The organism is Nonomuraea sp. NPDC049714 (assembly GCF_044465295.1).
Taxonomy (GTDB): Bacteria; Actinomycetota; Actinomycetes; order Streptosporangiales; family Streptosporangiaceae; genus Nonomuraea.
Window position 1 is genome coordinate 836753 of the sequence record NZ_JBITLM010000002.1, and the last position, 16211, is coordinate 852963.

At 71.8% G+C, this 16211-nt stretch carries 14 protein-coding genes; 3 read left to right on the forward strand and 11 right to left on the reverse strand.

The features are described from left to right. Nucleotides 1-48: 48 nt before the first annotated feature. Nucleotides 49-1968 (reverse strand): Xaa-Pro dipeptidyl-peptidase, encoded by a 1920-nt coding sequence (locus ACIBQX_RS10760; RefSeq protein ID WP_397002907.1) that lies wholly within the window; start codon nt 1966-1968, stop codon nt 49-51. A 150-nt stretch (nt 1969-2118) separates the two neighbouring features. Here ACIBQX_RS10760 and ACIBQX_RS10765 point away from each other — a divergent pair, with 150 nt between their 5' ends. After that, a complete protein-coding gene (locus tag ACIBQX_RS10765; protein ID WP_397002909.1) occupies nt 2119-2778 on the forward strand; it encodes a FadR/GntR family transcriptional regulator in 660 nt (219 codons plus the stop codon). A 102-nt stretch (nt 2779-2880) separates the two neighbouring features. On the opposite strand, the gene ACIBQX_RS10770 is transcribed toward ACIBQX_RS10765, so the two are convergent. After that, a complete protein-coding gene (locus tag ACIBQX_RS10770; RefSeq protein ID WP_397002911.1) occupies nt 2881-3561 on the reverse strand; it encodes a hypothetical protein in 681 nt (226 codons plus the stop codon). 124 nt (nt 3562-3685) lie between these two features. Between ACIBQX_RS10770 and ACIBQX_RS10775 the strand changes: the two genes are divergently transcribed. After that, entirely contained in the window at nt 3686-3922 is a 237-nt protein-coding gene (locus tag ACIBQX_RS10775; protein WP_397002913.1) for a hypothetical protein, read from the forward strand. 42 nt (nt 3923-3964) lie between these two features. Here the strand turns inward: ACIBQX_RS10775 and ACIBQX_RS10780 are convergent, their stop codons facing one another. Together ACIBQX_RS10780 and ACIBQX_RS10785 are read right to left on the reverse strand one after the other, a co-directional pair. Further along, nucleotides 3965-4603, reverse strand: a complete 639-nt coding sequence (locus tag ACIBQX_RS10780) for a class I SAM-dependent methyltransferase (protein ID WP_397002915.1) — start codon at nt 4601-4603, stop codon at nt 3965-3967. A gap of 115 nt (nt 4604-4718) precedes the next feature. After that, nucleotides 4719-5294 carry a nuclear transport factor 2 family protein gene (locus ACIBQX_RS10785; protein ID WP_397002917.1) on the reverse strand — a complete coding sequence of 192 codons (576 nt, stop codon included), beginning with the start codon at nt 5292-5294 and terminating at the stop codon, nt 4719-4721. 400 nt (nt 5295-5694) lie between these two features. On the opposite strand from ACIBQX_RS10785, the gene ACIBQX_RS10790 reads away from it, so the two are divergent. Further along, the gene (locus ACIBQX_RS10790) at nt 5695-5970 is read left to right on the forward strand and encodes a CDGSH iron-sulfur domain-containing protein (RefSeq protein WP_397002919.1); all 276 of its coding nucleotides are present in this window, start codon (nt 5695-5697) and stop codon (nt 5968-5970) included. A 940-nt stretch (nt 5971-6910) separates the two neighbouring features. Here ACIBQX_RS10790 and ACIBQX_RS10795 read toward each other — a convergent pair. The 7 genes from ACIBQX_RS10795 to ACIBQX_RS10825 are packed head-to-tail and all read right to left on the reverse strand — an operon-like array spanning nt 6911 to nt 16192. After that, the gene (locus ACIBQX_RS10795) at nt 6911-7918 is read right to left on the reverse strand and encodes an iron-containing redox enzyme family protein (RefSeq protein WP_397002921.1); all 1008 of its coding nucleotides are present in this window, start codon (nt 7916-7918) and stop codon (nt 6911-6913) included. Then, on the reverse strand, nt 7918-8652 hold the full coding sequence (locus tag ACIBQX_RS10800) for a class I SAM-dependent methyltransferase (RefSeq protein WP_397002923.1): 735 nt from the start codon (nt 8650-8652) through the stop codon (nt 7918-7920). Before ACIBQX_RS10800 ends, ACIBQX_RS10795 begins: the two co-directional genes overlap by 1 nt. Nucleotides 8653-8708: 56 nt before the next feature. Beyond that, on the reverse strand, nt 8709-9038 hold the full coding sequence (nirD, locus tag ACIBQX_RS10805; RefSeq protein WP_397002925.1) for a nitrite reductase small subunit NirD: 330 nt from the start codon (nt 9036-9038) through the stop codon (nt 8709-8711). Continuing rightward, entirely contained in the window at nt 9035-11464 is a 2430-nt protein-coding gene (nirB, locus tag ACIBQX_RS10810) for a nitrite reductase large subunit NirB (RefSeq protein WP_397002927.1), read from the reverse strand. The genes nirD and nirB overlap by 4 nt, the downstream gene beginning before the upstream one ends. Then, the gene (locus ACIBQX_RS10815) at nt 11461-12855 is read right to left on the reverse strand and encodes an FAD-dependent oxidoreductase (protein ID WP_397002929.1); all 1395 of its coding nucleotides are present in this window, start codon (nt 12853-12855) and stop codon (nt 11461-11463) included. The genes nirB and ACIBQX_RS10815 overlap by 4 nt, the downstream gene beginning before the upstream one ends. Beyond that, the gene (locus tag ACIBQX_RS10820) at nt 12852-14882 is read right to left on the reverse strand and encodes a molybdopterin oxidoreductase family protein (protein WP_397002931.1); all 2031 of its coding nucleotides are present in this window, start codon (nt 14880-14882) and stop codon (nt 12852-12854) included. The genes ACIBQX_RS10815 and ACIBQX_RS10820 overlap by 4 nt, the downstream gene beginning before the upstream one ends. Further along, nucleotides 14882-16192 carry an MFS transporter gene (locus tag ACIBQX_RS10825; RefSeq protein WP_397002933.1) on the reverse strand — a complete coding sequence of 437 codons (1311 nt, stop codon included), beginning with the start codon at nt 16190-16192 and terminating at the stop codon, nt 14882-14884. Before ACIBQX_RS10825 ends, ACIBQX_RS10820 begins: the two co-directional genes overlap by 1 nt. Between the last annotated feature and the right edge of the window lie 19 nt (nt 16193-16211).

The window sequence follows — 16211 nt, forward strand, 5'->3', positions numbered from 1 at the left end:
CGTGAAGGCCTTGGCCGCGATCCGCGCCCAAGGCCTTCACACATCACCTCAGAAGAACGAGAACTCCGGCTTCGGCTCCGGCAGGGTCAGCTCCCGCGGCCCGAGGAACCTCGCCCGGTCCGTCGGCACGTCCGCCAGCGGTGTCCCCAGCACGAACGGCAGGACCACGCTGCTCCTGGACAGGTCCACCGTGACGTTCGCCCCGGTGCCGGTCTCGGAGCTGTAGGTCGCGTCGGTGCCCGCGATCACCAGCCCGATCCGGTGGCCCTTCTTGAAGGTGTAGTCGTGCGGCAGCGTCTGCCACTTGACCTGGCCGTACCGTCCCACGGGCAGCGGCGAGGGCTCGCTCAGCGAGTCGCGGTTCTGTACGTCGATCCAGCCACGGGCGACGATCTCCAGCGGCCGGTCCACCACGTTGGTGACGACCTTGCGGTAGCAGGCGTCGTCGGCCGTGGTGCTCTCGCCGTGGCAGTCCTCCTCGGTGAGCGTGGTGATGCCCTGGCCGCGCCGCCAGTCGAGGCGGGTGTCGTCGCCGAAGTCGACGAGCAGGGCGGTGAGGTTGGAGGTGGGTTTGTCGAGTTTGACCCGCAGGTCGGCGACGGGGGTGCCGGACATGCGCAGGCTCAGCGGGAGCTCGCCGGTGGTGAACGCGACCCGGCCGGGCTTGGCCGTGCCCACGTCGGTCACCATGTCGGACTCCGTCAGGGCCACGTCGGCGAACGTCGCGGTGGCGTTCCTGTCCCGCCGCAGGGCGAGCGTGCCGTCCTCGGCGGGCCGCAACGCCACCTTGACCGCGCGCGGAGCCGGCCAGTCGCGCTGCGTCATCCACTGCGTGGGTCCGACCTGCACGTCGGCGCGCGGCTCGCGGTCGACGCCGTTGCGTACGCCGTGCAGCCAGCGGTCGAACCAGCGGTGCAGCGTGTCCACCCACAGGTCCCTGCGGCCCTCGAAGTCGAACGGGTCGACGTGCTGATACTGGCCGACCCAGATCTTGCGGGGGACGTTCCGCTCGGCCAGCGCCTGCCACCAGGTGGAGAAGTTGTCCGGCTTGACGTTCAGGTCGTTGGTGGTGTGGACGACGAAGACGCTCGCCCTGACCTTGGAGACGTCGCCGAGCAGGCCGTCGATGTAGTCGCGCTCGTCCCAGAAGGCGTTGTGGTCGCCGGTGTCGTCGCCGTCCTCGGCGTCCATCCGGTCGCGGACCGCCTGGCACTTGGCCTCGGGGTCGGTGTCGACGTAGTTGGCCAGGAAGGAGGCGTAGTCGTAGTTGTAGATCACGCCGTTCGAGCGCTGGTACTTGTACCAGGAGCTGATCGCCGAGATCGGCACGATGGTCTCCAGGCCGCGCACGCCGGTGGCCGCCACCGCGTTGGCGAGGGTGCCGTCGTACGACTTGCCGATCATCGCGGACTTGCCCGTGGTCCAGTCGGCCACGGCCGGGCTGCCGTCCGCCCGGTACGCCTTGGCCCGGCCGTTCAGCCAGTCGATGACGGCCTTCCCGCCGAGCACGTCGGCCTTGCCGCCGACGTCGGGGCAGCCGTCGGAGCGGGTGGTGCCGAGCATGTCCACATTCAGTACGGCATAGCCGCGCGGTACGAAGAAGTTGTCGTAGAAGAGGGGAAATTTCGTGACATTGTCGGCGGCGTCGTAAACCTTCCGCTCGCTCTCGTTCCCCCGCCCCGAGTTGTCGTAGTAGGGGCTCTCGTCGATGACCACCGGCACCCTGAGGCCCGGACCGGACTCCTTGGGCCTGATGATGTCGACCCGCACCCGGTCGAGCCTGCCGTCGGCGTCACTGTCGACGCTCGACTCGACGTACACATGCTCGCGGACGGCGTCGGCGTAGGAGAAGACCGGCTGCGTACGGCCGTTCTCGATGGTGATCGCGGGTCCGGCGCCCGCATGAACCGGGGTTGCCGTGCCCAGGACCAGGGCGACGGCGATGAGGGCCGGGCGTAATTGTGGCACGCGTGACCTCCGTGACAGTGGCGAAGTACGTGAAACTTCTCAGACATCCGCCACCCTGACAAGATCTGTTCGCGAGTGTCCGGAAGCCGGTCCGGCAGGCCACAGGCGGAACCGGCGTCCTAAGGTGGACATGCTGATCAAAGGAGGCACATGCGGAACGTGGCGCGGACCTCCCTCGTGGACGCCGCCATCCAGCAGCTTCGCGACCAGATCACCAGCGGGGCGTGGCCGGTGGGCACCAAGCTGCCCTCGGAGACCCGGCTGGCGCAGACGCTCGGGATGAGCAGGCTGTCCGTCCGGGAGGCCCTGCGGGTGCTGGTGCACGCCGGGCTGCTGAGCACCCGGCAGGGCGACGGCACCTACGTGACGGCCACCGACGAGTCGCAGGTCGCGCTGCGGCGGCGGCTCGACACGGCGGCGGCCATGGACATCATCGACGTGCGGCGCGGGCTCGACCTGGTCGCCGCCCGGCTGGCCGCCGCCAAGCGCGAGGACGACGACCTGGCCGGGATGCGGGCGACCCTGGAGATCAGGGACGCCGCCGCGCGGGCGGGCGACCTGGACGGCTTCGCGGACGCCGACGTCGCCTTCCACCTGAGGGTGGCCGACGCCGCCCACAACCCGCTGCTCAGCGACCTCTACCGGAGCATGGGCGAGGCACTGCGCGACAGCGTGCGGAGCATGGAGCAAGCCGCGCTCGAACCGGACAGCTCCCACCACGACCTGCTCCGCGCCATCGAGGACCACGACGCCGCCGGCGCGGTGACGGTCGCCGTGAGCATCCTGGACAAGCACGAACGCGACCTGTGAGAGCCGCCTCACCCCTTGAAGACGATCGTGTCACCCTGACCTTCCGAGGGCGCGTCCGATGACCTCTCAGTGCGCTCGGACGTGGGCTCGGACGGTTCCGGCTCACGGCCGCGACGCGCCGCCGACGGCGAGCAGAGTGACCAGCGTGACCAGCGCGCCGCCGACGGCGGCGAGCAGCAGCGAGTACGCCGAGAGACCCGCGACAGGCTCCTGCGCGGCACCGGCCTGAGAGGCGACGCCCCGGGGGGAGGCGGCCGGCGCAGCGGCGGTGGGCGCGGCGGAGGCCCCGACGAGTGCCTCAGGGTCCCCCTCCCCCTCGGGGAAGCCCGGCGGCCGGACCGCACCCCAGGGGTTCTTCTCCCCCGCCCCGACATTCCGCACCATCTCTGGCGGCACCGGCCTGATCTCGACGCCGCCCGGCACGGTGAGCGTGCCGACCTCGTACGGCGGGAAGATCCCTTGAACCCCCTCGATCCGGTACGTCCCCTTCGGCAGGTTCACGGCGGTGGCGTAGTGACCGGCCTCGGGCAACGGCGTGCCCTCGAAGGTCATCGGCCGCCCCGTGGCGTCGGTCAGTTTGAGCCCCGTCGTGCCCAGATCGCCCTCGAACGGACGGACCCCGTGCTGGAGCACCCAGAACCCGATCGTGTACGAGGTCCCGGGGGCGAACGCGCCGGGCACCGGGTCCAGGTAGGTCACCGCCCACCCACCGGCCGCCGAAGCAGGCAGCCCGCCGGCGAAGAGCACGGCGACGGCGGCCAGGATGACCATGAATTTCCTCATGTCGCACCTCCGGCGTGGATACACCGGCCAAGCCGCGAAGGTTCCATCGCCCATTGCGTTCCCGGACGATGCACAATCGGGGGGTAGACGGGGATTCGGCGGAGTAGCGAGGAGGGCTCGCGCGGTGTTCGCCACCGGCCGCGAATATCTCACGGGGATGCTCGACGTGCTCGTGTACGAGGGGATGCTGCTCGGGTGGCGGCGTGCCCCGCTGGACGGGTACGTGATCGTCTCGCATGAGGAGGAAGAGGTCACGCTCACCACGGCGCAGGCGCAGCTGTGGATCCAGGGCGCTTTCGGCGCCTACCTGTCATTGGTGGACCAGGGCCGCATCTCCCCCCGCATGCCCAACGGCACCTGACCCCCCGGCCCCACCCCGGACGGGCCCTTCAGGACACCGACGTCAAGCGACGTTGCGGGCGCGTCCCAGGATGTGGGTGAGCTTGGGGCTGCCGGCCAGGGGCTGGTGGATGAAGCGTTCCTGCTCCTCTATCACCAGGCCGCCGGCGCTGATCGCCCGAGCCGTATCGCGGTTGGGGCGGCAGCCGCCGGCGAGCAGCCGCCACAGGGGCGTGATCAGGTCCTGCAGGATCCCGCGCACGGGGCCGGGCGAGCGTACGTGCTCGAAGAAGCGCAGCTCGCCACCGGGCCTGAGCACCCGCCGCGCCTCCACGAGCGTCACCCGCTGGTCCGGCACCGAGCAGAGGACGAGGGACATCACCACCGCGTCGAACGAGTCCTCGTCGTACGGCAGCGCGTCGGCATGCCCCGGCACGACCACCACGCGGACCGGAGCGGTGGCGGCGGCCCGCTCGGCGGCGGCCCGCAGCAGATCGTCCGGTTCGACCGCGACGACCTCGGTCACCGTGGCGGGGTAGTGCGGGAAGTTGAGCCCGTTGCCCGCGCCGACCTCCACGACCCGGCCGCTCAAGCCGGCGAGCAGACGTCTCCGCAACTCCGCCGTGGACCTGTCGGCCTCCACGCTCATCCGCTCGTACATGCGGGCGAAGCGCGGATGCTGGTACTTCGACAGGTCCGGCATGAGGCACACCCTAGGTCACACACCCGGCCCCCGCGCCCGGCGGACGGACGCGGGGGCCGGGGTGTGGCGGCCAGGCGTGGCGGTCAGGCGGAGGCCGAGCGCGGGAGACGGGGTGTCAGGAGGCGCTGTTGCTCATGTAGCGGGCGATCTTCCAGCCGCCGTTCGCCTTGCTGAGCACGAAGAACGCCCGCGTCTCGTCGGCGCCCTCACCGCTGGTCGCACGGACGAAGGCCCAGTTGCCCGAGACCGTCGACTCCTCGATGGTGGGCGACCCGCCGCGCTCCTCCTGCCCCTCGATGAGGCTGCGCAGCCCTTCGGCGCCCTCGGCGGTCGCCTCGCCGTCCACCGCCGCCACCGCGTCGGGGGTGAAGAGCTTCACGGCCTCGTCGGCGTTCCCGGCGGCCATCGCGCTGTAGAACTCCTCGACGACGGCGCGCGGCTCGGCCATGCCGGCGCCATCCGTGGGCGACGTGGTGTCGGTGGGCGACGGGCTCATGGTGTCGGTGGGTGTCGGGGTCATGTCGGTGATCGTCGGCGTACCGGTGTCCGTGGACGTGTCGGGCGGTGAGGTCGGCGGGCTGGCCGCGCCCTTCATCGCTTGTCCGGTGCCGCCCGCAGCGCAGCCGGCGGTGAGTAGGGCCGGGACGATCGCGGCCAGCAGGATGCCCCTGCGCAGGAAAGTCGTGCTCATGGCCGCTTTGATTCCCGCCCTGATCAAGGGCGAATGCGCACTTTATCCACTTCGCACAGGCCCTTTACCAGCTCTGGCACCGCGGGCGGACTGTACCCACTGACTCCCTTCACTGGTTTTGGAGAGATCGTTCAGAGCCACGATCGTTGCCCGTTAGAGACCTGATTTCCGGTGCGCCGCCGATACCGTCGTGCCAGTGCCGCAAAATAAGGCGAATCTAAGCATTTCCCCCGAGCCGCTACCGCAGCGTGACGACGCGGAGCGTTGCGACAGTGCCGACGCCGGACGGCGATGTGTTCTTCCAGCGGCCCATCCAGGCGCTCACGTCTACCCGCCTGTGGAGTTGGACCGCCGCTCCTAGCGGCCGTTTCTCCCGCGCCGTAAGGGGCAGCTGGGACGAATGCAGCACGACAGGGATGAGCCGGTCACGGTGACGCCTTACGAGGACGGCCCGCTGCTCCTGCGAGGGCCGTTCGAGCTCCGCACCCCGGACGGGAAGCGGATCGACTGCGGCCGGTCCACCGTGGCGCTGTGCCGGTGTGGCCACTCGTCGGTCAAGCCGTTCTGCGACGGCTCGCACAAACTGACCGGGTTCCGCGCCTCATGCGGGACCGATGGCAGGCCCGAGGGTGAGCCCGGTGGTGAGCCCGGTGGTGAGACGGTGGAGGACGCGTGACGGCGCAGCCTGCGGGTGGAGTGGGCGGCCCGCCGCACCCGGCGGCCCGCGTACGGCACGCCGCCGGTGAGAGCGGCGCCCAGGGCCAGCCAGCTGCACGCGGCTCGCTCCAGGACCCAGACGGGCGCGAACAGTGACCCGGTGGCGGGGAAGACCGCGCGCCCTCCGGCTCTGCGCCGCCCCGCCTCGGCCGTGACCACGGCCAGCCCCGCGCCCGCCGCCACCGCGCCGTAGCGGCGGCGCCGCAGCGCGACGGCCAGCGCGGGCAGCACCGACAGGAACAGCGCCATCCTGGCGGGCTGTGCCAGGTCGTCGTAGGCCTGGCGGACCCGCTGGGACCAGAAGCGCCGGACTTCGCACGGCAGCCGGCGCACGTACAGGTCCGGCGCGGTGACGACGCGGCCGCCGTGGGCCCGCACGGTGCGGACCAGCTCCAGGTTCTCGAACAGCACGTCGCCGTCGTAGCCGCCCATCCACAGGTAGAAGGGCCTGCGGACGCCGAGGGTGCCGGGATGGTCGGCGCCGAGGGCCCGGTTGAGCAAGGTGCGGGCGGTGTCCCAGCGGGCATGCCAGGGCAGCGGGTCGAAGAAGTTCTGGGGGCGCACCAGGTCGGCCCCGGCCAGCAGCCGGTGCATGCCGGTCAGGCCGCGCTCGTCGTAGCGGACGTCGTCGTCGGCGATCACCACCCGGTCGGCGCGGGCCAGGCGCAGGCCGGTGGTGACGCCGATGACCTTGCCGTTGGCGAAGCGCAGGTCGCCGTCGGGACGGGCGTGCGTGACCAGGCCGTACCAGCGGCGGGCGTGCCGGTCGTAGAGCTCCTCGGGGCTCCCGTCGACGACGATCACGTGGGCGTGCCGGGACAGCCGGCGCAGATAGCCGGTCAGCTCCTCCAGCCCGGCGTCGTCGGACCAGCGCAGCGGCAGCACGTAGTCGAGGTCCATCACTGTCCCGCGACGAGGTCCGCCAGGTCGGGTTCGAGCAGTGAGCTCGCGCCGCACTGCCAGCGGTCCATGACATGCTCGGCCCAGAGCCGTTCGAGGGTCAGCGCGCAGGCCGCGCCGTACAAGATGTCGCCGGTGAGTGACGGGAAGGCGGTCGCGAAGCCGCCGCACAGGTCGTTGGCCGCGACCTGCTCGTGCACGGCGTCGGCCTGCACGTGCTCGTCGTAGAAGCGGGCGGTGGCGTCGTCGCCGCCGAGCCGGCGCAGGCCGGCGGCGTAGCGCCGGTTGGGCAGCGAGGAGGTCATCTCCAGCGCGGCCAGGTTGCCGACCAGGGCGCCGCGCAGCCGCCGGTGCAGGCCGAACAGCGACATGGCGTTGGAGATCGCCAGCGTGATGCCGGGCACGTGCCCGAGGTAGGCGCCGTAGGCGTCGTCGAGGCCGAGGCCGCGCATGGTGGTGCGGAACAGCTCGGAGTGCATCCGCTCGCGGCGTCCGCCGCCGTACTCGTCGGCCTGGATCTCCACCAGCGCGGCCTTGGGGCCGCCGTGCAGGCGGGGGATCGCCCACGTGTGCGGGTCGCCCTCCTTGAGCTGGTAGATGGAGCGGTGCACGGCGAACTCGCGGAACTGCTCCAGGTCGGCCGTGCGCTGCAGGAACTGCGCCATCGGCGGCCCCTCGTCGGCGACGGTCAGCGCGGTGAGCGCCCGGCGGACATGCTGGGGCGCCACCGGCTGGGGCCGGGGCACGGCTCGGGCGAGCGCGTCCTCGAAGCCGCGCTCCAGCACGGCGCGTGCCCGCAGCAGCGACGGCTCCCACTCCCAGCGGTCGTCGACCTCCTCGAAGCCCTGATAGTGCAGCTCGTAGCAGGTGAACAGGGCGAGCTGAAGGTCGTCGTCCAGGACCGCGCCCGGCGGGCAGTCGGGCAGCGGGCCGAGCGTGCCCGGCGGGCCGCCGAGGCGGCGGAAGAGCTCGGCGGTGATCGGGCCACGGGCGGCGGGCAGGCGCATCAGGCACTCCAGAGGTAGACCGACACGTGCGCGCGGCTGTCGTCACCGAACGGGCTTCCCGCCCAGTCCGACCAGCGGTGCTCGCGTCGCATCCCGGCCAGCCTGGCCATCAGGTCGAGCTCGGCGGGCCAGGCGTAGCGGTGGTTCGCGGGCAGCATGCGCACCCCTTCGGCGCTCAGCCGCACCCTGGTCGTGCGCATGAGCTGCTCGGCGGGCGACAGCCGGGCCGCCTCGGCGACGACGACCTCCTCGCTCATGGACAGCAGCCGCAGCACGCTGCCGCCGGCGAAGGCGGTCAGGTCGGGCACCCACGCCTCGACCACGAACCGCCCGCCGGGACGCAGGTGGGCGGCGGCGTTGCGGAAACAGGCCACCTGGGCGTCCTGCGACGGCAGCGCGTAGACGGTGTTGGTGGAGAGCACCACGAGGGCGAACTCGCCGTCGACCGTGGCCGTGGAGAAGTCGCCGATGGTCACCGGGATCCGCTCCCCGCCCGGCTTGGCGCGCAGCACCTCGACCATGTCGGCCGAGCCGTCGATGCCCGCCACCGTGAGGCCCCGCGCCGCCAGGGGCAGGGCCAGGCGGCCGGTGCCGATGCCGAACTCCAGCACCGGGCCGCCCTCGGCGAGGTCGTACAGCCGTGAGACGGCGTGCTCGGTCGGCAGGTCCCGGACGGTCGCGTCGTAGATGTCCGCGATGCCGCGCCCATAGGCGGAGGCGTCGAAAGCCGGCACCGTGCACCTCCCCCATCCCCCGAGTTTCAGCAGGTGGATGCCCGGGGGCGGGTCGGCTAAACGCTCACCGCGACCTGCACGAGCTCGCCGTCCACGCGGACCTGGTAGACCGGCACGGCCACCTCCGGCTCGTCCAGGCAGTGCCCGGTGACCAGGGAGAACACCTGCTTGTGCAGGGGCGAGGCGACGGTCGGCTCGCCCTTCCTGGTGCCGACGATGCCGCGCGAGAGCACGTACGCGCCGCTGAACGGGTCGAGGTTGCCCAGCGCGTGCACGACGCCGTCGTAGGTACGGAACAGCGCCACCTGCCGGCCGTCGACGAGGGCGCACACGCCCCGCTCCGGCTGCAGATTCTGATAGCCGCAGACGCTCACCCAGCTGCTCATGACAGCACCACCGGCTTGATCTGGCCCCGCTCGGTGGCGAAGACGATCGACGGGTCGGGGACGCCCGGCGCGTTGACGAAGCTGACGAACCTGCTGAGCTTGTCCGGATCTTCCAACGTTGCCCTCCATTCATCCACGTAAGTGGCGACGTGCTGGCTCATGTGCGCGTCCAGGTCGGCGCAGATGCCCAGTGAGTCGTCGATGATCACTGAGCGCAGGTAGTCGAGGCCGCCGTCGAGCGACTCCACCCAGGCGGCGGTGCGCTGCAGCCGGTCGGCCGTGCGGATGTAGAACATCAAGAAGCGGTCGATGGTCCTGATCAGCTCTTCGGTGCTCAGGTCACCGGCCAGCAGGTCGGCGTGGCGGGGCTTGAAGCCGCCGTTGCCGCCCACGTACAGGTTCCAGCCCTGCTCGGTGGCGATGATGCCGAAGTCCTTCGACCTGGCCTCGGCGCACTCGCGGGCGCAGCCGGACACGGCCGACTTGAGCTTGTGCGGCGAGCGCAGCCCCCGGTAGCGCAGCTCCAGCTCGATGGCCAGGCCCACGGAGTCCTGCACGCCGTAGCGGCACCAGGTGGATCCGACGCACGACTTCACCGTGCGCAGCGCCTTGCCGTAGGCGTGGCCGGACTCGAACCCGGCGTCCACCAGCCGGCGCCAGATCTCCGGGAGCTGGTCGACGCTGGCGCCGAACAGGTCGATCCGCTGCCCTCCGGTGATCTTGGTGTAGAGGCCGAAGTCGCGGGCCACCTCGCCGATGACGATGAGCTTGTCCGGGGTGATCTCGCCGCCGGGGATGCGCGGGACGACGGAGTAGGTGCCGTTCTTCTGGATGTTGGCCAGGAAGCGGTCGTTGGTGTCCTGCAGTGTCGCCATCTCGCCGTCGAGCACGTGCCCGTTGTGCAGGGAGGCGAGGATGGAGGCGACGGCGGGCTTGCAGATGTCGCAGCCCCGGCCGTGGCCGTGCGCGGCGATGAGCTCGGAGAACGTGGTGATGCCGCGCACCCGGACGATGTCGAACAGCTCGGCCCTGGAGTAGGCGAAGTGCTCGCACAGGTTCTTGCTGACCTCGACGCCCGACTTCTCCAGCAGTTGCTTGAGCATCGGCACACAGCTCCCGCAGGTGCTGCCGGCCCGCGTACAGGCCTTGATGCCCGGCACGTCGGTGCAGCCCTGGTCGGCGATGGCCGAGCGGACCGCGCCCGCGCTGACGTTGTTGCAGGAGCAGACCTGCGCGTCGTCCGGCAGGTCGAGCTGCGCGCCGCCGCCGGTGAACAGCAGGTCGGACGGTGCCGCGGGCAGCGGCTTGCCGACGAAGGAGCGCAGTGAGGTGTACGGCGAGGCGTCGCCGACGCAGATGCCGCCGAGCAGCGTCTGGGCGTCGTCGCTGATGAACAGCCTCTTGTAGACGCCGGCCACAGGGTCCATGTAGGTGACGTCGAGCGCCCCTGTCATGGCGCCGAACTGGGCCACCTCGACGCCGAGCAGCTTGAGCTTGGTCGACATGTCGGCGCCCTCGAAGCCGGCCTGGCCGCCCAGGATCCGGTCGGCGGCCACCTCCGCCATGGTGAAGCACGGCCCGACCAGCCCGTAGACCATGCCGCCGGCCAGCGCGCACTCGCCGATGGCGTAGATGTCGGGGTCGGAGGTGCGCATCGCGGAGTCCACCACGATGCCGCCGCGCTCGCCCACCTCCAGCCCGCTCGCCCTGGCCAGCTCGTCGCGCGGCCTGATGCCGGCGGAGAAGACGACCACCTGGGCGTCGATGAGCGTGCCGTCGGGCTTGCGCAGCCCGGCGACCTGCCCCTTGTCGTCGGTGACGATCTCCTGGACGCCCGCGCCCGCGTGCACGCTCAGGCCGAGCTCCTCGATGTGCGCCTTCAGCACCGAGCCGCCGCCCTCGTCCACCTGGCGGGGCATCAGCCACGGGCTCATCTCGACGATGTGCGTGCGCAGCCCGAGCGAGCGCAGCGCGTCGGCCGCCTCCAGGCCGAGCAGCCCGCCGCCGACGACGACGCCGTCGGCGGCCTCCTTGGCCGCCATCCTGATCGCGTCGAGGTCGTCGATGGTGCGGTAGACGAAGGCGTGCTCGGCGCCGGGCACCGGCGGCACGAACGGCGCCGACCCGGTGGCCAGCACCAGCACGTCGTACGGCTCCTGCGCGCCGCCTTCGACGGTGACCAGGCGGGCCTGCCGGTCGATGCCGGTGACGCGGCTGTCGAGCCTGACCACCGCCTGCTCCGGCACCGGGTAGGAGAGGTCCTCGGCGCTGACGCCGGACAGGTAGGAGGTCAGCGCCACCCGGTCATAGGCCGGGCGGGGCTCCTCCCCGATCACCGTGATGCGGCCGTCGAAGCCGCGCTGGAGCAGGGCTTCCACGAGCCGGTGAGCGGCGGGGCCGTACCCGACCACGACGATCTTCCTCATGCCGAGATCCCTTCTTGTTCGCACAACCAGCCGACGATCCCCTCCACGGCGTCACGGCAGGTGCCGCAGCCGGTCGTGGCCCTGGTGGCGGCCGCCACCCCGGCCACGTTCCTGGCGCCCGCTTCCCAGCACGCCCGGATCTGGCCCTTGGTCACGTTGTTGCACTGGCAGACCTTGGCCGCGTCCGGCATCAGCACCGGGCTCTCCGCGACCGGCGCCGCCGCCAGCCCCGGGAACAGCAGCCCGGCGCGGTCCCCCGGCACCGGCCCGCCACGGTCGAAGAGCTGGGTGAGCGTGCCGACGGCGTCGCTGTCGCCCAGCAGGATCGCGCCGACCAACCGGCCGTCGCGGATGACGAGCTTGCGGTACGTCCCCTTCGCCCGGTGGCTGAAGCGCACCACCTCGGCGTGCTCGTCGGTGAGCTGGGTCTCGCCCATCGCGGCGAGCTCGACGCTGCTCGCCTTGAGCCTGGTCACCAGCCGCGAGCCCCGGTAGCGGGACTTGCCGCCGGTGATCACGTCGGCTGCCACGGCGGCCTGCTCCCAGGCGGGCGCGACCAACCCGTAGACGGTGCCGTCGTGCTCGGCGCACTCGCCGATGGCGAAGATCGACGGGTCGTCGGTGCGCAGCTCGTCGTCGACGACGACGCCGCGCCGCACCTCCAGGCCCGCGTCGGCGGCCAGGCCGGTCAGCGGGCGGACGCCGCAGGCGAGCACGACCAGGTCGCCGTCGACCAGCTCGCCCCCGGCCAGCCGGACGCCGTCCTCCTCGACGGCCTCGGCCACCACGCCGGTGCGGATGTCCACGCCGAGCCCGGTGAGCGTCTCGCCGAGCACCACCCCGGCCTCGGGGTCGAGCTGGCGCTCCATCAGGTGGCCGGCGAGGTGCAGCAGCGTCACCGGCAGGCCGCGCCCGGCCAGGCCGCGGGCCGCCTCGATGCCGAGCAGGCCGCCGCCGACGACCACCGCGCGGCGGCTGTGCGCGGCGGCCTTGAGGATGCGGTCGCAGTCGTCGAGCGTGCGGAACGGGACGGCCCGCTCGACCCCGGGGATGCGGGGCACGATCGCCTCGCTGCCGGTGGCCAGGACGAGCAGGTCGTACGGCTCACGCCGCCCGTCGGTGGTGTGAACGGCGCGGGACTCCCGGTCGATCCAGGCGACCGCGCTGCCCGGCACCGCCTCCACCCGGTTGGCGCCGTACCAGGACAGCTCGTGCAGCCGGAGCTGCTCGGGCCTGGCCTTGCCGGCGAGCACGTTCGACAGCAGCACCCGGTTGTACGGGTGGCCTTCCTCGGCGCCGAACACGGTGATCGAGATGTGCGGGTCGCGCGCCCGCACCTCGCTGACCAGCCGTGATCCGGCCATGCCGTTTCCTACGACGACGAGCCTCATATGTCCCGCTCCACTCTGACGGCGCAGACCTTGAACTCGGGCATCCGGGAGACGGGGTCGAGCGCCGGGTTGGTGAGGCGGTTCGCCCCCTCCCAGTGGAAGGGCATGAACACGGTGTCGCTCCTGATCGCGTCGCTGATCCTGGCCACGCCCCGGCCCTCGCCGCGCCTGCTCGTCACCAGCACCTGGTCCCCGGCCTCGATCTTCAGCCGCTCGGCCAGATCGGGGTGGAGCTCCACGTACGGTTCCGGCGCGGCCTTGGTGAGGGAGGCGATCCTCCGGGTCTGCGCGCCGCTCTGGTACTGCGCCAGCACGCGACCCGTCGTCAGGTAGACGGGGTAGTCCTCGTCGATCTCCTCCGCCGGGGGCCGGTGCTCGACGGGCACGAAGACGGCGCGGCCGTCGGGGGTGGCGAAGGAGTCGAGGAACGGCCGCGGCGTGCCGGGGTGCTCGGGCTCCGGGCAGGGCCAGAACACGCCGGTCTCGTCGGCGATCCGCTCGTAGGTGATGCCGGAGTAGTCGGCGGCGCCGCCCGCGCCGGCCCGGCGCAGTTCCTCGAAGACCTTGCCGGGCTCGTCGGCGAAGTCGTGGCCGAGCCGGCGCGCCAGACCGGCGATGACCTCCAGGTCGCTCCGGACGCCCGCCGGTGGCTCGACGGCCTGCTTCCGCAGCAGGACGCGGCCTTCGAGGTTGGTCATCGTGCCGGTCTCCTCGGCCCACTGGGTGACCGGGAGCACCACGTCGGCCAGCGCCGCCGTCTCCGACATCACCACGTCGCAGACCACCAGCAGGTCCAGCGCCCTGATCCGGTCGGCCACGTGGGCGGAGGCGGGCGCCGAGACGACCGGGTTGGAGCCGAACACCAGCATGGCGCGCGACCCCTCCGGCGTGCCGAGGGCGTCGAGCAGCTCGTAGGCCGAGCGGCCCGGCCCCGGCAGGTCCTCCGGCGGCACGCCCCACACGCCCGCGACGTGCTCGCGCGCCGCCGGGTCGTCGATCTTGCGGTAGCCGGGGAGCTGATCGGCCTTCTGCCCGTGCTCCCTGCCGCCCTGGCCGTTGCCCTGCCCGGTGAGGCAGCCGTACCCGGAGCCCTGCCTGCCGGGCAGGCCCAGCGCCAGGGCGAGGTTGACGAAAGCGGTCACCGTGTCGGTGCCCTTGGCGTGCTGCTCGGCTCCCCTGCCGGTCAGGACGTACGCGTTGCTCGCCGCCGCGAGGGCGCGCACGGCCTCGCGCATGCGGGGCACCGGCACGCCGGTGATCCGCTCCACCCGCTCGGGCCACCAGGCGGCCAGCGAGGTGCGCACCGCGTCGAAGCCGGAGGTCCGCTCCTCGATGTACGCCTCGTCGACGAGCTCTTCGGCGATGGCCAGGTGCAGCAGGCCGAGCGCGAGCGCCAGGTCGGTGCCCGGCGTGGGCCGCAGGTGCAGCCAGGCGAGCTTGGCCGTCGGGGTGCGGCGCGGGTCGATGACGATCAGCCGGGCGCCGTCCAAATGGCGGACGAACGGCGGCATCGTCTCGGCGGGGTTGGCGCCCGCCAGCAGGATGACGTCGGCCCCGGCCAGGTCGGTGATCGGGAACGGCATCCCCCGGTCCATGCCGAACGCCCGGATCGACGCGGCCGCCGCGGACGACATGCAGAAGCGGCCGTTGTAGTCGATCTGGCTGGTGCGCAGCGCGACCCTGGCGAACTTGCCGAGCAGGTACGCCTTCTCGTTGGTGAGCCCGCCCCCGCCGAACACGGCCACGGCGTCGGGGCCGTGCTCGGCGGCGATGCCGCTGAGCCGTGCCGCCACGTGGTCGAGCGCCACCTCCCAGGACACCGGCTCGCCGTGCAGGAGCGGGCTGGTCAGTCGCTCGCCGTTGGTCAGCAGCTCGGCCGCCGTCCAGCCCTTCTGGCAGAGCGCCCCGGCCGAGTTGGCCGGGATGTCGGTCCGGGGGGTGATGGTGATCTCGGCGCCCTGGACGCCGATCGCCATCCCGCACTGCAGGGCGCAGTACGGACAGTGCGTGTTCACCGGTGCGTTCATCAGACCCTCGCGTAGGCCAGGCTGGGGGCCCGCGAGACGCCGACCGTGCGCGTGTAGCACCACCAGGTCACCCCCACGCAGGCCACGTAGAAGATCCCGAAGGCGGCGAAGGCGAGGGACGGGCTGCCCGTCGCCGCGAACGACATGCCGAACGCCCGGTTGATCAGGAACCCGCCGAGGGCGCCGACGGCGGAGATGATGCCGATGGCCGCCGAGGCCTGCCGCTTGCCGTACAGCAGCGCCGCCTCGTCGGTGCCGCGCTCGGCCACCGCCTTGGCCTGGAAGATCGCCGGGATCATCCGGTAGGTGGACCCGTTGCCGATGCCGGCGGTCAGGAAGAGCAGCTGGAAGGCCAGGAAGAACAGCCAGAAGTCGCCCGAGACGGAGCCGAGCCAGACCAGCAGCACCCCGCCGCCCATGGCGGCGAAGTTCCACAGGGTGACCGGCGCGCCGCCGAGCCGGTCGGCAAGCCAGCCGCCGACCGGCCTGATCAGCGACCCGATGAGCGGCCCGGCGAAGGCCACCGCCGCCCACGGCGAGCCGGGGAACAGGCTCTTGCTCAGCAGCGGGAAGGCCGTGGAGTAGCCGATGAACGAGCCGAACGTGCCCACGTACAGGAACGACATGATCCACGTCTGCGCCTTGCCCGCCACCGCCATCTGCTCGCGCGGGCTGGCCTTGGCGCTGGTCAGGTTGTCCATGAAGAACCAGGCGCAGGCGGCGGCCAGCACGATGAACGGGATCCAGAACCAGCCGGCCGCGGCCAGCCCGAACGCCCCGATCACCAGCGGGATGACGAACTGCACCGAGCTGACGCCGATGTTGCCGCCCGCGGCGTTCAGCCCGAGCGCCACGCCCTGCTTGTCGCGCGGGTAGAAGTAGGTGATGTTGGCCATGCTGGAGGCGAAGTTGCCGCCGCCGAACCCGGCCAGGGCCGCGATCACCAGGAACATCCAGTACGGCGTGGCGGGGTTGCTCACCGCGACGCCGAGCAGCACCGACGGGATGATCAGCAGCAGCGCGCTGGCGACGGTGAAGTTGCGCCCGCCGAACCTGGCGGGGCCGAAGGTGTAGGGCACCCGCAGCACCGAGCCGATCAGGTTCGGCAGCGCGATCAGCCAGAAGAGCTGATCGGTGGAGAAGGCGTAGGCGCCCATCTGGGCGGCCACGATGCTCCACAGCGTCCAGACGGTGAAGCCTAGGTGCTCGGCCAGGATCGAGAAGATCAGGTTCCGACGGGCGACCTTCCGGCCGGTGTGCTGCCAGAAAGCCGCGTCGTCGGGATGCCACTCGGCGATCCAGCGCGCCATCGTTCCTCCTACGCTCGGG